We start from the raw sequence: 16,120 nt of genomic DNA on the forward strand, positions 1-16,120 counted from the left end.
CATCCTTTTGATTCTGTCATCTCTAAGATGAAACGAATTCATCACCTCCTTTCATGCCCCCACTCACTACTAGATTATCGATACTGTGCTAGACCCGCCTGAATGTCTCTTGTGTGTGTATAAATGCTTTGATACAAACGAAAGAGATGATCATATACATCGACATGCTGTTGATTTGGTGTCAATACGGCCGCTTGATGGATAAACTGATCCGCGCACGCCTCAAGTGACTCGTACCAGCCGCATCCAACTGCTGCAAGCATCGCTGCACCTAATGCGGGCCCTTGCTCATTTTCAAGCTGAATCACTTCAGCTTGAAAAATGTCTGCCTGCATTTGAAGCCATGTATGACTTCTCGCACCTCCACCAATGGACACAATAGCATCTATTCTTTTTCCGGCCTGCCTGAATAAAGCGATCGATTCATTTAATGAAAAAGTGATTCCTTCGAGCACCGCTCTAAGCATATGCGCTTTTTTATGCCGGCTGTCTAATCCAATGAAGCTTCCACGAATGACTGAATCTGCATGAGGCGTTCTTTCCCCAACTAAATATGGCGTAAATAGCAATCCATTTGCGCCAGGCGCTATATCCTTTGCTCCGGCTAAAAGGGCTTTAAACGAATCATTTGGAGCAAGTAAAGATTTAATCCAATCGAGGCTATAACCTGCTGATAAAGTGACTCCCATTGTATAAAAAGCGTCTTTTTTTGCATGATGGAATAAATGCAAGTTTCCATTCAGCTCTCTGTTATGATTTTCTTCATAGGAAAGAATGACACCTGATGTGCCAATGCTGCATAATGTGTGACCTGATGATAAAATGCCGGCGCCAATGGCACCGCAAGCATTATCCGCTCCACCCGCAAAAACCTTCACCTCTTCTGTCATCCCGGTTTCCTTTGCGATCTGCGGCAAGAGTGTTCCAACCTCCGCCTCCGACGAAACGAGCGGCGGGCAAATACGAATCGGAATATCAAAGGTTTGACAAATCTCCTGACTCCATGTTTGTTCTCCCATATCCAACAGTAACGTACCAGCCGCATCAGAATAGTCCATATGAATAGCGCCGGTTAATCGATATCTGACATAATCTTTTGGAAGTAAAAACAAATGGATTCGTTGATCAATTTCTGGTTCATGTTCCTTTACCCATAACAACTTTGGCAGTGTAAACCCTTCTAACGCCTGATTTTTTGTGATCGCTTGCAGCCTGCCTCCTAGCTTTTCTGTCATGCGCCCACATTGCGCTGTTGTTCTTGTGTCATTCCACAAGATGGCAGGCCTGAGCACCTGAAGGGATTCATCCAATAAAACAAGGCCGTGCATTTGTCCAGAAAAACTGATGCCTTCTACCTGCATTGACTGAACAGGCTTTCTCTCCATAAGTTCTGTCATTGCGGCAATCGTCTGCTCTACCCAGTCTTCAGGATTTTGCTCACAATAACCTGGTTTGCTTTGAATGAGGCGGTAAGATTTAGTCGTCTCGCAGCATACCTTCCCGCTCTCATCTACTAATATCGCTTTAACTCCACTCGTTCCAAGATCAATTCCCATCACATACTTCATGTGTTCACTCCTTCAAAACATCCGCCCGCTCAATTAATCTTCTAACAAATATTGATTTAATCTGGCTTTCAGCTGTTCCTCTCTGCCAGATTCGTTTCTGATGAGCGGATGTTTCAGTGCATATTCTTCTAATGTATGAAAGTTTGCCTTTCCTTCTGAAATCTCCCGTCCAATTCCTTCAGAAAAACTGCGGTACCGGTGCTTGATCACATCTTCAAACACACGGTCTTCTATGAGTCTATGAGCCACCCGCAGCCCTTTTGCGAATGCATCCATCCCCGCAATATGGGCATACAGAAGATCTTCCAGTTCAAAGGAGGCTCTTCTGACTTTTGCATCAAAATTGAGACCGCCTGTTCCAAGTCCGCCATTTTGCAAAATTTCATACATGGCGAGTGTTGTGGCATATAAATCCGTTGGGAATTCATCAGTGTCCCAGCCTAGAAGGGAGTTTCCTTGGTTGGCATCAACGGAACCGAGCAGTCCATGAATTCTTGCTACACGCAGCTCATGCTCAAACGTATGACCCGCTAATGTCGCATGATTGGCCTCGATATTTAATTTAAAGTGTGTATCCAATCCATATTGTTTTAAAAAGGCGATTGATGTCGCTGCATCCGTATCATATTGATGAGTTGTCGGTTCCTTCGGCTTTGGCTCAATTAAAAATTGACCTGTAAATCCAATTTCTTTTGCATAATCGACCGCCATATGCAAAAAGGCCGCCAAATGGTCAAGCTCTCTTTTCATATCTGTATTCAGTAGTGTGTCGTAACCTTCTCGTCCTCCCCAGAAAACATAATTTTCTGCGCCGAGTTCCTTTGCTGTTTCGATGCCCTTTTTCACTTGTGCAGCTGCATAGGCAAATACATCTGCATGACAGGATGTCGCTGCACCGTGAACAAATCTTGGATGCTTAAACATATTAGCCGTGTTCCATAGAAGCCGAACCCCGCTTTGCTGCATGTAATCTTTCATTCTTTCTACGATGATGTCTAGCTGCTGATTGGTCTCTTGAAGCGTGTCGCCCTCTGGTGCAATATCACGGTCATGGAATGAAAAATACGGAACATCCAATAGATCAAAGAGCTGAAAAGCCACTTCCAATCTAGCCTTCGCCAAATCCATTCCACTATAAGAATCCCAAGCTCTTTTCATCGTGCCAGTTCCAAACATGTCTGTTCCATCAGCAGTCAGTGTATGCCAATAAGCGACGGAAAATCGCAGGTGGTCTTTCATTGTCTTTCCGCCAATCTTTTCGCTCGGATTATAATATTTAAATGCGAATGGGTTCTTTGAATGTTTTCCTTCATATTGAATGTTGCCAATCCCCTGTAAACTACTTAACGAAGTCATATTTGATTTGACCATAAGTGATTCCCCCTATATATTCACTTAGTAAGTTGATTCAACAAACGAACGAACGAGTTGACCAACTAATCTCTTTGAATTTTCCATATTTTTTAGTTTTTTAGAAATATTTTCGTTATAATAAAGTGAAAAGCATGTTTTATAGAGAATGAACACGACAAAAAACGGCTTTTCTTCACTTAATCTAAAGATGAAACAAATGGAGTGGATACAATGGATATTGCGGATCAGAACTTTGTGAAAAAAATAAATCAAAAGCTATTGCTAAACGAAATTCTGCACCATGCACCAATTTCCAGAGCAAAATTATCTGAACGCACTGGGTTAAATAAATCGACCGTTTCTTCTCAAGTGAGTACTTTAATGAAAGAACATCTTGTTTATGAAATCGGTCAAGGCGAATCTAGCGGCGGAAGAAGACCCGTGCTCCTCATGTTTAATAAACGTGCAGGTTACTCTATCGGCATTGATGTCGGTGTTGATTATGTCAACGGCATTTTAACAGACCTTGAAGGGTCGATGATTCATAATGAGCAGCTCAAGCTCCCATCCAGCACACCTGATGTGACTGTCCGTATATTAATTAAATTGATTCAGCAGTTACGTTCACACATTCCTTCTTCTCCATACGGGCTGATTGGTATAGGGATTTGTATACCAGGTCTGGTCGATGCAGATGAACAAATTGTGTTTACGCCTCATTCAAAATGGAAAAATGTCGATCTAAAAACAAGTCTCCAAGACACATTCCAAGTACCGGTTTTTATCGAGAATGAAGCAAATGCCGGTGCTTACGGTGAAAAAATCTTCGGTGCTGCTAAACATTATGACCATCTGATCTATGCAAGTATCGGCACTGGTATTGGAATAGGCATCATTATCAATCATCATTTATATAGAGGCACAAACGGTTTTTCTGGTGAAATGGGACATATGACGATCGACTTTAATGGACCGACATGTAGCTGCGGAAATCGTGGTTGCTGGGAACTGTATGCATCTGAGAAAGCACTGTTCCAATCGCTCCAAACAGATGGTCAGTCATTCACCTATCAAGATATTGAGCGGTTGGCGAAGTTAAATGATATGAAAACACTTAATGCCTTGCGTAACTTTGGCTTTTACATTGGGGTAGGTCTCACAAACGTTCTGCATACCTTCAACCCACAAGCCGTTATTTTACGAAACAAGGTCATTGAATCTGAGCAGGCCGTTCTAAGTGTCATTCAAGATGAAGTATCCTCTAGAATGGATGCACAATTCAGCTCACGGGTGGAGCTGCTTCCTTCGTCATTAGGACAAAACGCACCAGCCTTAGGGATGACATCTCTTGTCACTGAAGCTTTTTTACGTGATGTCACGCCTTCACCATAATGGAATACATGTTAAAGAGAGACAGCCTTTAGAGTGTTGTCTTTTTTTATTCAGTTGTTTCTTCGTATCGAAAATACTTAAAATCGGCAGGCAGACGTTCGCCGCTTGTGTCTTGGCACTGCATTCCAACAAAAGCCCCTGTAAAGAATCCCCCTCCTCGAATAAAATCATCTGATAAATGGGTCGATTCAAGCGTTATATCTATTTTTTCCCACTCTTGTTGATCAAAAGAATAAGAATACGTGTACGTCTCTCTTTGAACGGTCACTTTTAAATACACATACGGAATCTCGTCTGGGATGATAATTTTTTTGATTAGCGGCTGAGAAAAGGCCAGATTTTCACACACAGATAATTCAAGGATACGGCCAAGCGCCTCGTCATAAGTCACCTGAAGTGCAGTCCAATTTTCTGTATTATAATAATTCACAAGACCTGCCGCTTGCTGAAAGTTTTCCGGAAAGAAGGAAACCGCTGTCTCTGCTTCAAAATAAAAGCTTTGCCAGCGCCTCGCAACAAACGCTTGTGTAAATTTAGACGTTAAAGATTCCTGCCCATACAGCCTTAAATGATGTGGGTTTTCTGTCACTGAACCAATCTGATCCGTAAATGGGATTCTTAATGTTTGGAAATGTCTATTTAACGATGAATCTTTAAATTCATCGACTATGTGATAGGTTGGAGAGAACTCTTTTACGCTCATCGCAGGCGCTTCAACCTCTAGGAGCCCCTCTTTTCCGCCTACCACATACGGCCAGCCATCTTTCCATTCAAGCTTTTGTATGGCCGTCTCTCTTCCTAAAGGGCACCAACCTCTTTGCTGAAAAATGGATTCCTTATTTGAATGAATTGGACGGCCAGTCAGATGAGCCATATACCATTCATTTGTATGCGTTTGTACAATGGAAGCATGCCCGCATTTTTGTAGTGGATGGCTAGGCGCATGAAAAGCCGTTAAAATTGGGTTGTCAGGATGAACCTCGTACGGCCCATCAATATGCGAGGAACGGGCAATCGTTGCTGCATGTTCGTAACGTGTGCCCCCTTCAGCTGTTAATAAATAATAGACATCATTGATGTAATAAAGATGCGGAGCTTCTGTCAGTTTGATTGGTGTGCCTTTAAAAATGACCTTCCGCTCACCGACCAGTTTTTTTTCAGATACACTATATTCCTGCAAGGCTATACCTGCAAAGGAGTGATGTTTTTCTCGATGGTCCCACAGCATATTCAACACGTATTTCTTTCCGCTTGGATCATGGAACAAGGAAGGATCAAACCCAGAACTATTGAGTCGAACCGGATCGCTCCACTCGCCATCTACTGCATCAGCTGTGACCAAATAATTATGACCATCCTTAAACGGACCATCTACTACTTTAATATCAGAATAGATGAGCCAAAACTGACCATCCGCATAACTTAAACACGGTGCCCAAACCCCGCCGGAATCAGGATTTCCTTTCATATCGAGTTGAGAAGTTTTTTGCAAGGGACGCGCGGTGAGCCGCCAGTGGACGAGATCCTTCGAGTGATAAATTTGCACCCCCGGGAACCATTCAAATGTAGAAACCGCCATGTAATAATCCTCTCCCGCACGGCAAATACTTGGGTCAGGGTTAAACCCTTTGAGCACTGGATTGGTAATATTCATTGAATTTCCTCCTCTTTCAGAGAGCTACATTTTAAAGTCGTCCATATGATCGATATACACCTTGTCTCTATTCTCAAGCTCTCGTATGACTTTTTTATGTTTTTCTTCATCTAGGTTATAAAAATTAATATCAACCATCGCTAAAATGAGTAAGCATACAGGAATCACCGTTGTCGTGATTAAAATGCCCAGTAAAGCTTCTGGTGTTTGCACTTGATTTGCAATATAACCAAATCGGTCAAGGACAAGCCCTGGAACGATGCCGCCTAAGGCCATCCCAAATTTAAAGAAGAAGCCAATCACTGCGTAAATCAGTCCACCCATTCTTTTCCCTGTTTTATATTCGCCATATTCAACGGTTTCAGGAATGAGTGCCCACATGTAAGCACCTGCTGTAATACTCCCTGCAGCCGCAACGAGCCTGAAAATAAGTATTAAAGTGATTTGACTCGGCGGGATCACAAGTAAGGCAAGAAGGCCTACAATATTCAGCAATAATGAATAATTCAACAGCTTTTTCTTTCCTAACAACTTGTGTAGCTTAGGAATAAACGGCAACACCATTAAAGCTGGCAGACTGCCAATCAGGCCGTACCACTTCACTAAATCTTCTCTGCCGAGGTTATACGTCACATAATAGATCCCGACTGAGTTGCTGATCGAGTTCACACCAAAGATAATGATAAAGAAAATGCTTAACACAACAAGCGGACGATTTACTCGTAACTGGACAAAGAGATCACTGAACTTGATCTTTTCCTCTGGCTTTTGAAGCGTGACGCGCTCATTCGTACTTTTAAAACAGAAAATCAGTAATCCGCCCCCAAGTACGCCGAGAAATGCCATCGTGATCTGCCAGCCAAGTGCTGTATTTCCTGTTGTATCACTCAAAAACGTCGCAAGAAACGGAACAAAAAAAGCAACAACTAAACCACCGAGATTTGCAAAAAGCATACGAACAGACGTAATACTGACGACCTCTTGGTTATTTCTTGTCATTGCGGAAGTTAAAGCACCATAAGGAACATTGATGAACGTGTATGTAAGCGATAAACCAACATACGTGATGTACGCATAAATGAGTTTTCCCATTTCGGAAAAATCCGGTGTCGTAAAACAAAGAATGGCAAGAACAGCAAAAGGTAACGCACCAAATAACAAATAAGGTCTAAACCGGCCAAAACGGCTGTTCGTTCGGTCAACCATCGCCCCAATAAACGGATCTGCAAGCGCATCGATGGCCCGAACCACCAAAAACATCGTCCCTGCTGCTGCTGCTGATAATCCATACACATCCGTATAAAAAAATAATAGATACGTAGAGACAGTTGCATAAATTAAATTACATGCGAAATCTCCTGAAGCATACCCCACTTTTTCAGACATACGAATCTTCTTTAAATTCTCACTCACCATGAGTTTTCTCCCTTCTTCACTTAGCCTCTTCTAACGGACAGATGGTGCAGGGCAGCAGCAATCAATAGGTCGAAAATAAAGCGCTTTCAATTCGTTGTAAAAATGAAGCTGAACATCTCTTTCTTTCAGCTTAGCCCACATAGCAGCAAATCATGTGCTTTAAACAATAGATCAATAGATGATCACCATCTTAGTTTATCGATTAAACAAACTAAGATGAATTCATTTTATAAAATATGATCTGACTTTTCAATATTTTTTGAAAAAATAATCCAAATAATTGATTTCCTGTCATTTTTTCTATGCTATGAGGAGATGAACCTTCTTTTTATATTCCAAAAACAAAGAGAACTCAAATAATGGTTGCATTCATACTGATCCCATGCTATATTAATCAAGCGATGAGCTGAATTGTGTAAGTCGGGTAACACGTCTCTTTGAGACACACACGAATGTGGCGTGTGGTTATTCCGCCTCAATACGCAAAAGACATCTTCTGATGAAGATGTCTTTTTTCTTACCCTATTTTGGTGCCATTTTCAACCGGCTCATCTGTGGCAAGCAAAACAACGTCTTCTTTTGACGGCATGCCTCCTAAGACAAGCACCTCTGATTTAAACCCGGCAATTCTTCTTGGCGGGAAATTAACCACTGCAACAATTTGTCTCCCGGTGAGATTCTCAGCATGATAACGCTTTGTCAGCTGTGCACTAGATTGTTTTATGCCAATCTCATCTCCAAAGTCAATCTTGAGCTTGAAAGCAGGCACTCTTGCTTCTGCAAAGAACTCTGCTTCTACTATCGTCCCAACACGAATGTCTAACGCCAAAAACTGTTCAATATCTGCCATCAGAATCTCTCTCCCTTTCATTCTTTCATAAAAAGGTCACATTTTTCTTCTGCTAGATGATCACTTGTCTCCCACTAATTTCTTTATTGTAGCACAACCTACTCTTCTAAAAGAAAGGGTTAAAAAGCCTATTCATTGAAAATCTCTGTTAGTTTACATAATGATTTTATAGTAGTCTATTAAATGTTTGCATCATAAAAATGAATTCGGTAAAATGGCAAATAATCCTACTGCTTCCTCTCGAATATTTCAGGGAGGGTTAACACTTGTTTACATTATCGGATATGTGGACGTTTTGCTGGTCGTTTTTCGTCATTCTTCCTATCGTTGCCATCTTGCATCAGCTGGGCCATATTGTGGTCGCATGGCTGTTTGGAGCAAAGGTTTCGTTTGCGCTTGGCCGAGGCAAAAAAGTATTGAAAATAGGCGTCGTTGAAATTAGAAGAATCTATTTTCTAGATGCTTTTTGCCATTATGAAGAAATGAGGAGAAATAACCGTTTCTCACACATTCTTGTCTACTTAGGCGGATCATTATGCAACCTGCTCAGTGTTCTCATATTGAATACAATGATCGCCAACGATTTCCTGCCAGAACATCAATTTTTCTATCAATTTGCTTACTTCTCAGTCTACTATGTATTTTTTGCTTTACTGCCAGTACAGTATGCAGATCATCATCCGAGTGATGGGCAAGCGATTGTGAACATCATTCGTCACGGTGAACCATGCGACATCATTGACTAAGATGAGTGGCTTTCACTGTCGATTTGATACTGAATCGTTAAAAAAGGAATACCGAATAGCTTCATTTGATGAATCGCTGTGAGACTTTTTTCCGTCTTCGGTTTCATATGAAAGCTTTCTTCCATTGGCAGTTTCATGGTGATGAAAGACGTATGCAAATACAATCCTTCATCACCCGTACTGCCTTTTGGACTTTTACTTTTTAATAGAAAATCTTCCTTTTCATTCAAAGGTTTTAAAATAGCCGTAAGCTGTGAAAAAGGAAGCGGCAAAGCAATATTCATATAGACTGTCTCTTCATCATGGTGCTGGGCATAGAGCGCATAAAAGACTTGCTCGCCTTTCTCATTGCGCCTGATCCACACACGTACATTTTCCCTTTCTTCAAGAGGATGTTGAAATCTTGAAAGACTCCCCGGCATTTCATATGGCATTCGTGATAACCCTAAATAGAGCTGTCCTATTTGTCTAAAAACAGGTTGAAGCAAAAAGACAAACGGCCTTACCCACCAATGAAAACAGACGGCTGCTTTTAACGTAAAGGACATCGGGTCTTCATAAAATCTGCGAATAACAGGTGACACACTCTCTGCTGAAAATGCCTTTCCATTTAATTGGTCAAGAGAATCGACTAAACCAATCTTCTCATCATGCTGCATGTCGTCATGTTGAAAAGACATGATCTGAAAACGACCGTGAACTCTCGATACCGGAAAATCCTTCTGTTTCAATCGATCAGCTGGTCTTTCAATCAACCATCCTATGAGGCCTGGTAAAATAACCAAACTTGCATTGATACTGCCATGAAACCAAATCATTTGATCCATGCTGATGTAGGTAACATGTAAAAGCATTCCGGCAGAATAAAGGAATGATAGGACGATCGTTCCCATTAACATGATGCTAGAAAACACAACGAACCCTTTTGCGACAGTTGAACGAAAAGAAGTTTTCATACATAAAACTCCATACAAATAAAGTGCGATCACATACAAAACGACGCTGAACGTATCAAACAGGCGAGAATAGCTGATTCCAACAGCAATCATCACTGGCGACAGTAAAATAACCCAGCCACCCAGTTTGTATAGCGTCGTCTCTTTTTTCCGCTGCCTCCCCAATAATCCATAAAAGATAGGGATAAAAAAAGCCGAATAATGAAAATGAATAGCGGTCAAAAGTACAATCATCGGTGAAAATGTCATCACTTGTATATCTGCTATGTACAGCCAGAACCAAAGCCCACCTAGAGCGATATACATACATGCGCCATCGATCATCAGCTCATGAAGCGGATGGGCCCCTCTTTTCAGCAAACGAGTGAAACCAAATAAAGCCAGAATCATTGTAAAGAAAAGCCATCCCAATGCAAGCCAAAGAGAATGATAGATGAATGCGCCTGTTGCACATAGAGCTGCTACTGGAAAGGCTTTCATTATGAAGCCGACCAGCCCCTTCTGCTGCCGTTTCTTCTCTTCCTGATAAAAAAAGTGTAAGAAAGCGGGAAGAAAAAATAACATCGCAATCAAAACAAAAAATTCTGGTATGGGAGCTGTCGTCAAACGGGTAACGAGAAAGCAGGACAGCAACATGATGCTACACATCAAATGCCATTTATTCATGAGGTGACACCCTTTCCGTAAACCGGCCCTTATAAGTAAAAAGAGTGCCAAAAAGGCGATTTTTCACTTGAACATCAATGGTATACTCACCTGCATGCTCATCGTAACCTTCTGTTACATCAGATTCACCATAAAGCCAAGAAGGCAGTGGCCACTCCCGCCCAAACAGCAAAAACTTTTGCTTACCTGATTGAATGTGCAAGAACCCTTTTTCCGTGACTGTAAAATGGAGCTCTGACACAAGAAGCCTAGGCTTTCCAAAGTAGTCAAGTACTTGATGGCTCTTCTGATCAATGATCATATCTGCATCAAAATGTCTTTCCTTGTCAGGAAAATAGAACGTTCGAAACCAGTGCATCCCTTCTTCTCCCTTACTTGTCGTAAAAGGCTTGTTCACAATTTGGAAGGGAATATTTCGCCCTCTTTCAGGAAAAAAACAGCGAAACAATGGACCGATTTTGAATAACAATCGGATGAGCTTTGTCCCGCCTCCTATTTCCTCCATGATGCCTTCGGCCGTAAACGCGCGGTTATAACGTTCTTTTAATGTCGGATGCAGCTTATCGTAGTCCTTTACTTGATGATGATGAACGACCATGTCTACCTCCCCTTTTTCGTTTGATCGAAAACACATCTACACAATCTTTTAAATTGATCATTCCTGCAACGGATAAAATGAAAAATGCACTCAGCACCAGCGGCTCGTGCAGAGTCGTTTCTGGTGATAAAATTCCTATACCAAGCATCAGTAGCAGAAAGATGCTTTGAAGGATGAATACATATTTCTTTGGAAGCTTAGGCATAAGCCATGATACACCTAATAGCGCATAAAACAATCGAAATCCGGTGCTATGATCAAAAGCAGAAGGTGAAAAAGGAATGATCGCTTGACATAACCAGACGATAGCAAACAACAAACAAATGCCATAATGGGCAAGTGTTCTCTCTAGCAGCAACCGGGGATGCGTGCCCTTTTCAAGCCACGTCTTTAATGCGCCAAAGCTAAAGGCAGTCATAAACCCCATCATTGGTCGAAAAAACAAACGGTCTGCCCATTTCCACCCTTTTCCTTCCTTTGTTTCATAATCAAATTGCGTTTGAAACACAATGTGATCATTCGTTTTCATGTATTTCCAATACCCTCCGCCTTCTTTGATGAAAGACAAAGGGTGTAATGATTTAAATTGAAGTGAGGATGCTCTTTCATGACGCTCATCCTTCACGCTCGTTCGATACGCTCCTGTCCCAGTTACACTAATGCCGAATCCAAGGTGTTTCTCATACAAAAAGGATTGGGGTTGTTCATCTCTAGGTCCATTTAATGAAATGGTTGAAAATCGCAAATCCCATTGTTCATGAAGCTTTGGATTTTGCGTATACTCCCATACTTTTTCAATAGGTGCTTGAATGGTTGTTTCCACATAAACAGGCTTTCTTTTCATCTGCCTCTACTCCTCTATGTGAATTATTTCACATAATAAGCATACCATGTTTCACAAAACTGTCAAATCTTTATTGGTTTTTTGCCCAAAAAATGTTTTGATTTGTTTACATCTCCTTCATCATATCGGTTCGATACATAAAAAAGACCTGTCAATGAGACAGATCTTCTTGCTCTTTGATGCCTGCAATATAAAGACGGACCGCATAGCTCACACTATCTTCAAGCTGTTCTTTCCGTTGAAATCCTTTTTTGTTTGAAATATCTCCAAAGCCGTGCAGTAAGCTTCTGAGCCCTCTGACGACATGCGTCATGTCCTCTTCTTTTACACCAAAACGAGACATGATGGATTGGACAAAATCAGCAAGATTCTCTGCAACCACACTGACTTCTCTTTCATTCATATGTGAAAAAGCAGCCTCATAAAGGCCGGGATGCTGACGAACAAATTGAACATATTGTCTTGCAAATGCTAAAACAGCGTCTTCTTTTTCCAGCCCCGCTGTTACTTGTTTGCCGGCCTCACAAAGCATTGTCAGCCCCTTGACAGCAAGAGCTGCCTGTATTTCATGAAGACCGGATATATGGTTGTAAAGAGATGGTGGTCTGATGTTAAGCCGTTTGGACAATGTAGCAATGGTCAAAGCGGAAAAGCCCTCTTCATCGACAAATTCGATGGCAGATTCAACAATTTTTTCTTGTGTGATACCCATTCTTGGAGACATGGCTTACTGTCCTCCCTTTTGTAGCTGATGCTTCCTTTTTTCGATAGCGGCTCTGAGCTTTGCCTCAGGCTCTATGATGAGATCACCATGTCCTGCTGCGAGACAAGACAAGGGAAATGCCAGTAATTTTTCAGCGCTTTTTAGTGCTGTTTCTGCATCCCAAGTGGCAAAAGCCGGGAATGGGAAGGTGAAGCGAAACTCACCCGTTACAAATAAACCGCCTTTTGTCACAACTGCATCACCCGCAATGACAACCCCTGACTTTTCATCGTATAAAGAGATGCTTCCTGGTGTATGTCCTGGTGTGGCAATGACTTTCAGGGACCCAATCTCGTCCCCTTCTTCAACAAGCACGTCTGGTTTTGTGAGAATGTCTTTTGAAAAACTGCCTTTGACTTTTTTCTCTGGTTCACCAGGAAGTAAAGAGAAATCGCCAGCAAACAGGCGAGCATCTCGTTTCGATAAATAAACAACTGCCTCTGGAAAAGCCTTTTTCACTTCATCTAGTGCGCCAATATGATCCATATGACTATGAGTCAGAATAATTTTGTTAATGGGTTTGTTTAATTGATGTGCAAATTCAATTATCGAGCTTGCTGCCATTTTCAAAGCTGCATCAATTAAGATGAGTTCATTCTCTTCCTCAAATACATAACAATTTACCGGAAAAATACGTGGCATGAGTGTAAGCTGGTGCAAACGGTCAAATGTTGTCAATCTCATCTTGTTTTCCCCCTAAAACTAATGTCGTTAGTTTTATATTAACTAATACCATTAGTTTTAGCAACTATTTTTTCATCGACTGCTATATAAATATCAATTTGTGCTTCTTTTGGATCAATCGATCGTTCGTCGTACCATTCAAAATCGCCAGTATATGTTCGCAAGTGACGCTGATCCCAGCTCCAAATCTGCTGCCATGTTTCAAACACAACCTCTTCAATCGGGCCCTTTCTCGTTTGAAATCTTGCGTAGGTGGAGCCTGGAATCTCTTTTGCATCTTGTGCTAGCTGCTGGTCAACCAATTGCCCCGCTGTGAACAAATAAGCGCCATTTTCATCCTTTTCATAATCTGAATACAGCCCTATGACTGGCGCATGGCCCCCGTCGAGCTGCTGCGTGAAAAATTGCTGCCAAAGCGGTGCAATCTTCCGCTCGTTTGTTTGCTCCATTTCATTTGTTGTTCGAACAGATAATCCCTTGATCCATTGTTTCTGTAAAATCACGATATCGTACATACATTCTCATCTCCTTTTTTTCCATCATATAAAAAGAAACCTGACAACATTGTGTCAAGTTCCTTTTGGTTTTTGAAATTGTTTCAACTTTAGATCAAATGCTTCCCGAACGGATAGCGGAGAGACAATCTCGACATCTGGCCCTAAATAAAAAAGAAAGCTATATAACCAATCATCCTGAGGCAAAGTGATTGTGGCAAGATACGTACCATCTGCACATACGGTGAATTCATTTTCATCTATCCATTCCTTCACTTTACCAACAGAATCTTCAGTCAACCTGAGCGTTAGTGTACTGACGGAAGGTTCTTCATGCCAAGAATCATTCCAAGGCTTGTCTTCATTTTTTATTCGTTTAGGAAGAAAAGATACTGAATGCGTGATAAGGTCTGACATTCTTTTGAGTTTAAACAGACGAAACGCTTTTTTCTCGCAGCAATACGCATACAAATACCAGTGTCTTCCTTTTAAGACAAGTGTATAAGGCTCTACTTTTCTAGGAAGTGTTTCGCCTTTTGCATTGCGATAGGTGAACTGGATATATTGATGCGCTGAGGCAGCGGTATGAATGAGCTGGAGCTTCTTTTCTAAGTAGCTGTCTTTCCCCCAAGAGCTTAAATCAATAAAGACATGTTGCTGTTTCTCATTTTGAGGCGGGATCAGGGATTTCATTTTCTTTAGTACATGTTCACTTTCTTTAAAGGTGTATGCACTCGTAATGCTTTCAAGAGCTGTTAAAATCAGTTCAATATCATCATCGGTGAATAATTTTTTCTCTAGACGATAGTCGTCAACGAGTGAAATTCCACCCCCTGCGCCTTGTTTTGTGACAACTGGAATCCCCGCTTGATTAATCGTATCAATGTCACGGTATATGGTTCTTACGCTCACTTCATGTAGTTCAGCGAGGTCTTTCGCCTGTACTTGCCGTTTGCTAATCAGTATCATCACAATGGACAAAATGCGATCGATTTTCATGACTTTTCCTCTTTTTCATAAATATAGGTTTTGATTTGATAAAAAAAGAAAGAATGGTAATGATAAGTAACAGCCAGCATTCGTTTACATCCCTGCCTGTGCAGGAGGAGGTTGCATCATGACACATCACGTATGGCAGTTGTTCATGATCGGGATCGTCATGCTCGTCTGGATCATCATTCGAATGAATCGAATGAGACGCTATCAGCTTGTGCGCCCGGTAAATCTTTTCATGAGAATGTATGTATTTAGTCTCACTGCCCTTATTCTCTTATCAGAAGGATGGCAAAATCACAGTATTTTTATCTATGCCGTCATTGGCATGATCTTCGGGAGCAGTCTCGCCGTTCACGCCTATCAGACGATTCAGATGAAATTAGAAAATGGCCGGCTGTATATGAAAACAAGTAAATGGATTGAAAGCTTTATTTTATGTTTGTTTTTATCTAGGCTTGCATTTAAATCGGTCAATCTGACAACACATGCGATCACCAAAATGGATATCGTTGAATTGTATCAGCATATTGTCAGCGATGATGCGTTGACAATACTCAGCTTTTTCCTTCTAGCGGCTTACTATATTGTGTTTTCTTATCAAATGATGAAAGCAAATAAACGATCAACCCAAGTACATAATGCATAAAAAACCTTCCTATATAAAAGTAGGAAGGTTTTTTCTCAATCATGCTGTGCATGGTGTATCATTTGTTCAAGCACTTCCATCACATGCTGATCTTCAGGACTGTAAAAAATCGAGGTCCCTGCTCGTCTAGATTTCACGAGACGAAGATTTTTTAAAAAGCGCAGCTGATGAGATACGGTTGATTGCATAAGGTTTAGTGTTTCTGCTATATCATTTACTGAATGTTCACCTTGAGACAGCAAATGCAGAATACGAATACGCGTCGGATCAGATAAGGCTTTAAATGTTTGGGAGACAAGAAATAGACTTTCTTCGTCCAGCTCCATCCGTTCCTGTTCTTGATTTGTATTCAGTTCTTCCTTCATTTCGCTTCACCTTTCTTGTCAGTCAACTCACGACTTATTCTATGTATCATCATATACCAAAACGTGTAGCATGCAAAGCTTCCACACCTTTTGAAAAAAGATTTATTCAAATAGCATTGACACGTGGTA

General features: G+C 41.3%; 16 protein-coding genes. 3 read left to right on the top strand and 13 right to left on the bottom strand.

The window, feature by feature from the left end:
* Nucleotides 1–74: 74 nt before the first annotated feature.
* Both xylB and xylA read right to left on the bottom strand, forming a co-directional pair.
* Nucleotides 75–1,568, bottom strand: coding sequence for a xylulokinase (gene xylB, locus NST15_RS09535; protein ID WP_251185739.1), 1,494 nt, complete (start codon nucleotides 1,566–1,568; stop codon nucleotides 75–77).
* A 33-nt stretch (nucleotides 1,569–1,601) separates the two neighbouring features.
* Complete coding sequence (gene xylA, locus NST15_RS09540; protein ID WP_251185740.1) at nucleotides 1,602–2,939, bottom strand: xylose isomerase; 1,338 nt, start codon at nucleotides 2,937–2,939, stop codon at nucleotides 1,602–1,604.
* Nucleotides 2,940–3,152: 213 nt separating this feature from the next.
* On the opposite strand from xylA, the gene NST15_RS09545 reads away from it, so the two are divergent.
* Nucleotides 3,153–4,313, top strand: coding sequence for an ROK family transcriptional regulator (locus NST15_RS09545; RefSeq protein WP_251185741.1), 1,161 nt, complete (start codon nucleotides 3,153–3,155; stop codon nucleotides 4,311–4,313).
* A gap of 46 nt (nucleotides 4,314–4,359) precedes the next feature.
* Here the strand turns inward: NST15_RS09545 and NST15_RS09550 are convergent, their stop codons facing one another.
* The 3 genes from NST15_RS09550 to csaA all read right to left on the bottom strand — a co-directional run bounded on the left by NST15_RS09550 (nucleotide 4,360) and on the right by csaA (nucleotide 8,233).
* Nucleotides 4,360–5,967, bottom strand: a complete 1,608-nt coding sequence (locus NST15_RS09550) for a glycoside hydrolase family 43 protein (protein ID WP_251185742.1) — start codon at nucleotides 5,965–5,967, stop codon at nucleotides 4,360–4,362.
* A gap of 24 nt (nucleotides 5,968–5,991) precedes the next feature.
* The gene (locus NST15_RS09555; RefSeq protein ID WP_007500679.1) at nucleotides 5,992–7,383 is read right to left on the bottom strand and encodes an MFS transporter; all 1,392 of its coding nucleotides are present in this window, start codon (nucleotides 7,381–7,383) and stop codon (nucleotides 5,992–5,994) included.
* A gap of 517 nt (nucleotides 7,384–7,900) precedes the next feature.
* Nucleotides 7,901–8,233, bottom strand: a complete 333-nt coding sequence (gene csaA / locus NST15_RS09560; protein WP_008346544.1) for a chaperone CsaA — start codon at nucleotides 8,231–8,233, stop codon at nucleotides 7,901–7,903.
* A 266-nt stretch (nucleotides 8,234–8,499) separates the two neighbouring features.
* Here csaA and NST15_RS09565 point away from each other — a divergent pair, with 266 nt between their 5' ends.
* On the top strand, nucleotides 8,500–8,979 hold the full coding sequence (locus NST15_RS09565; RefSeq protein WP_007500681.1) for a hypothetical protein: 480 nt from the start codon (nucleotides 8,500–8,502) through the stop codon (nucleotides 8,977–8,979).
* Here NST15_RS09565 and NST15_RS09570 read toward each other — a convergent pair.
* The 7 genes from NST15_RS09570 to NST15_RS09600 all read right to left on the bottom strand — a co-directional run bounded on the left by NST15_RS09570 (nucleotide 8,976) and on the right by NST15_RS09600 (nucleotide 14,983).
* Nucleotides 8,976–10,601, bottom strand: a complete 1,626-nt coding sequence (locus NST15_RS09570) for a YndJ family protein (protein ID WP_342498504.1) — start codon at nucleotides 10,599–10,601, stop codon at nucleotides 8,976–8,978. The two genes, NST15_RS09565 and NST15_RS09570, sit on opposite strands and share 4 nt — an antisense overlap.
* The gene (locus NST15_RS09575) at nucleotides 10,594–11,199 is read right to left on the bottom strand and encodes a DUF4166 domain-containing protein (protein WP_039963930.1); all 606 of its coding nucleotides are present in this window, start codon (nucleotides 11,197–11,199) and stop codon (nucleotides 10,594–10,596) included. The genes NST15_RS09570 and NST15_RS09575 overlap by 8 nt, the downstream gene beginning before the upstream one ends.
* On the bottom strand, nucleotides 11,162–12,043 hold the full coding sequence (locus tag NST15_RS09580) for a hypothetical protein (protein ID WP_342498505.1): 882 nt from the start codon (nucleotides 12,041–12,043) through the stop codon (nucleotides 11,162–11,164). The genes NST15_RS09575 and NST15_RS09580 overlap by 38 nt, the downstream gene beginning before the upstream one ends.
* Before the next feature lie 151 nt (nucleotides 12,044–12,194).
* Entirely contained in the window at nucleotides 12,195–12,767 is a 573-nt protein-coding gene (locus NST15_RS09585; RefSeq protein ID WP_254000599.1) for a TetR/AcrR family transcriptional regulator, read from the bottom strand.
* A 3-nt stretch (nucleotides 12,768–12,770) separates the two neighbouring features.
* On the bottom strand, nucleotides 12,771–13,490 hold the full coding sequence (locus NST15_RS09590; RefSeq protein WP_035703237.1) for an MBL fold metallo-hydrolase: 720 nt from the start codon (nucleotides 13,488–13,490) through the stop codon (nucleotides 12,771–12,773).
* A 38-nt stretch (nucleotides 13,491–13,528) separates the two neighbouring features.
* Nucleotides 13,529–14,005, bottom strand: coding sequence for a GyrI-like domain-containing protein (locus tag NST15_RS09595; protein ID WP_035703240.1), 477 nt, complete (start codon nucleotides 14,003–14,005; stop codon nucleotides 13,529–13,531).
* Between the two features lie 54 nt (nucleotides 14,006–14,059).
* Nucleotides 14,060–14,983, bottom strand: coding sequence for a YafY family protein (locus NST15_RS09600; RefSeq protein ID WP_342498506.1), 924 nt, complete (start codon nucleotides 14,981–14,983; stop codon nucleotides 14,060–14,062).
* A gap of 118 nt (nucleotides 14,984–15,101) precedes the next feature.
* Here NST15_RS09600 and NST15_RS09605 point away from each other — a divergent pair, with 118 nt between their 5' ends.
* On the top strand, nucleotides 15,102–15,626 hold the full coding sequence (locus NST15_RS09605) for a mother cell-specific membrane sporulation protein (RefSeq protein WP_342498507.1): 525 nt from the start codon (nucleotides 15,102–15,104) through the stop codon (nucleotides 15,624–15,626).
* A 35-nt stretch (nucleotides 15,627–15,661) separates the two neighbouring features.
* Here the strand turns inward: NST15_RS09605 and czrA are convergent, their stop codons facing one another.
* Nucleotides 15,662–15,991, bottom strand: coding sequence for a Zn(II)-responsive metalloregulatory transcriptional repressor CzrA (gene czrA, locus NST15_RS09610; RefSeq protein ID WP_007500691.1), 330 nt, complete (start codon nucleotides 15,989–15,991; stop codon nucleotides 15,662–15,664).
* Between the last annotated feature and the right edge of the window lie 129 nt (nucleotides 15,992–16,120).

It is taken from the genome of Bacillus sp. FSL R5-0820, from assembly GCF_038593385.1.
GTDB lineage: Bacteria > Bacillota > Bacilli > Bacillales > Bacillaceae > Bacillus > Bacillus altitudinis.

Excerpts from the sequence above, each read along its gene's own strand:
- xylB (WP_251185739.1), bottom strand. The coding sequence starts at position 1,568 with ATGAAGTATGTGATGGGAATTGATCTTGGAACGAGTGGAGTTAAAGCG.
- xylA (WP_251185740.1), bottom strand. The coding sequence starts at position 2,939 with ATGGTCAAATCAAATATGACTTCGTTAAGTAGTTTACAGGGGATTGGC.
- NST15_RS09545 (WP_251185741.1), top strand. The coding sequence starts at position 3,153 with ATGGATATTGCGGATCAGAACTTTGTGAAAAAAATAAATCAAAAGCTA.
- NST15_RS09550 (WP_251185742.1), bottom strand. The coding sequence starts at position 5,967 with ATGAATATTACCAATCCAGTGCTCAAAGGGTTTAACCCTGACCCAAGT.
- NST15_RS09555 (WP_007500679.1), bottom strand. The coding sequence starts at position 7,383 with ATGGTGAGTGAGAATTTAAAGAAGATTCGTATGTCTGAAAAAGTGGGG.
- csaA (WP_008346544.1), bottom strand. The coding sequence starts at position 8,233 with ATGGCAGATATTGAACAGTTTTTGGCGTTAGACATTCGTGTTGGGACG.
- NST15_RS09570 (WP_342498504.1), bottom strand. The coding sequence starts at position 10,601 with ATGAATAAATGGCATTTGATGTGTAGCATCATGTTGCTGTCCTGCTTT.
- NST15_RS09575 (WP_039963930.1), bottom strand. The coding sequence starts at position 11,199 with ATGGTCGTTCATCATCATCAAGTAAAGGACTACGATAAGCTGCATCCG.
- NST15_RS09580 (WP_342498505.1), bottom strand. The coding sequence starts at position 12,043 with ATGAAAAGAAAGCCTGTTTATGTGGAAACAACCATTCAAGCACCTATT.
- NST15_RS09585 (WP_254000599.1), bottom strand. The coding sequence starts at position 12,767 with ATGTCTCCAAGAATGGGTATCACACAAGAAAAAATTGTTGAATCTGCC.
- NST15_RS09590 (WP_035703237.1), bottom strand. The coding sequence starts at position 13,490 with ATGAGATTGACAACATTTGACCGTTTGCACCAGCTTACACTCATGCCA.
- NST15_RS09595 (WP_035703240.1), bottom strand. The coding sequence starts at position 14,005 with ATGTACGATATCGTGATTTTACAGAAACAATGGATCAAGGGATTATCT.
- NST15_RS09600 (WP_342498506.1), bottom strand. The coding sequence starts at position 14,983 with ATGAAAATCGATCGCATTTTGTCCATTGTGATGATACTGATTAGCAAA.
- NST15_RS09605 (WP_342498507.1), top strand. The coding sequence starts at position 15,102 with ATGACACATCACGTATGGCAGTTGTTCATGATCGGGATCGTCATGCTC.
- czrA (WP_007500691.1), bottom strand. The coding sequence starts at position 15,991 with ATGAAGGAAGAACTGAATACAAATCAAGAACAGGAACGGATGGAGCTG.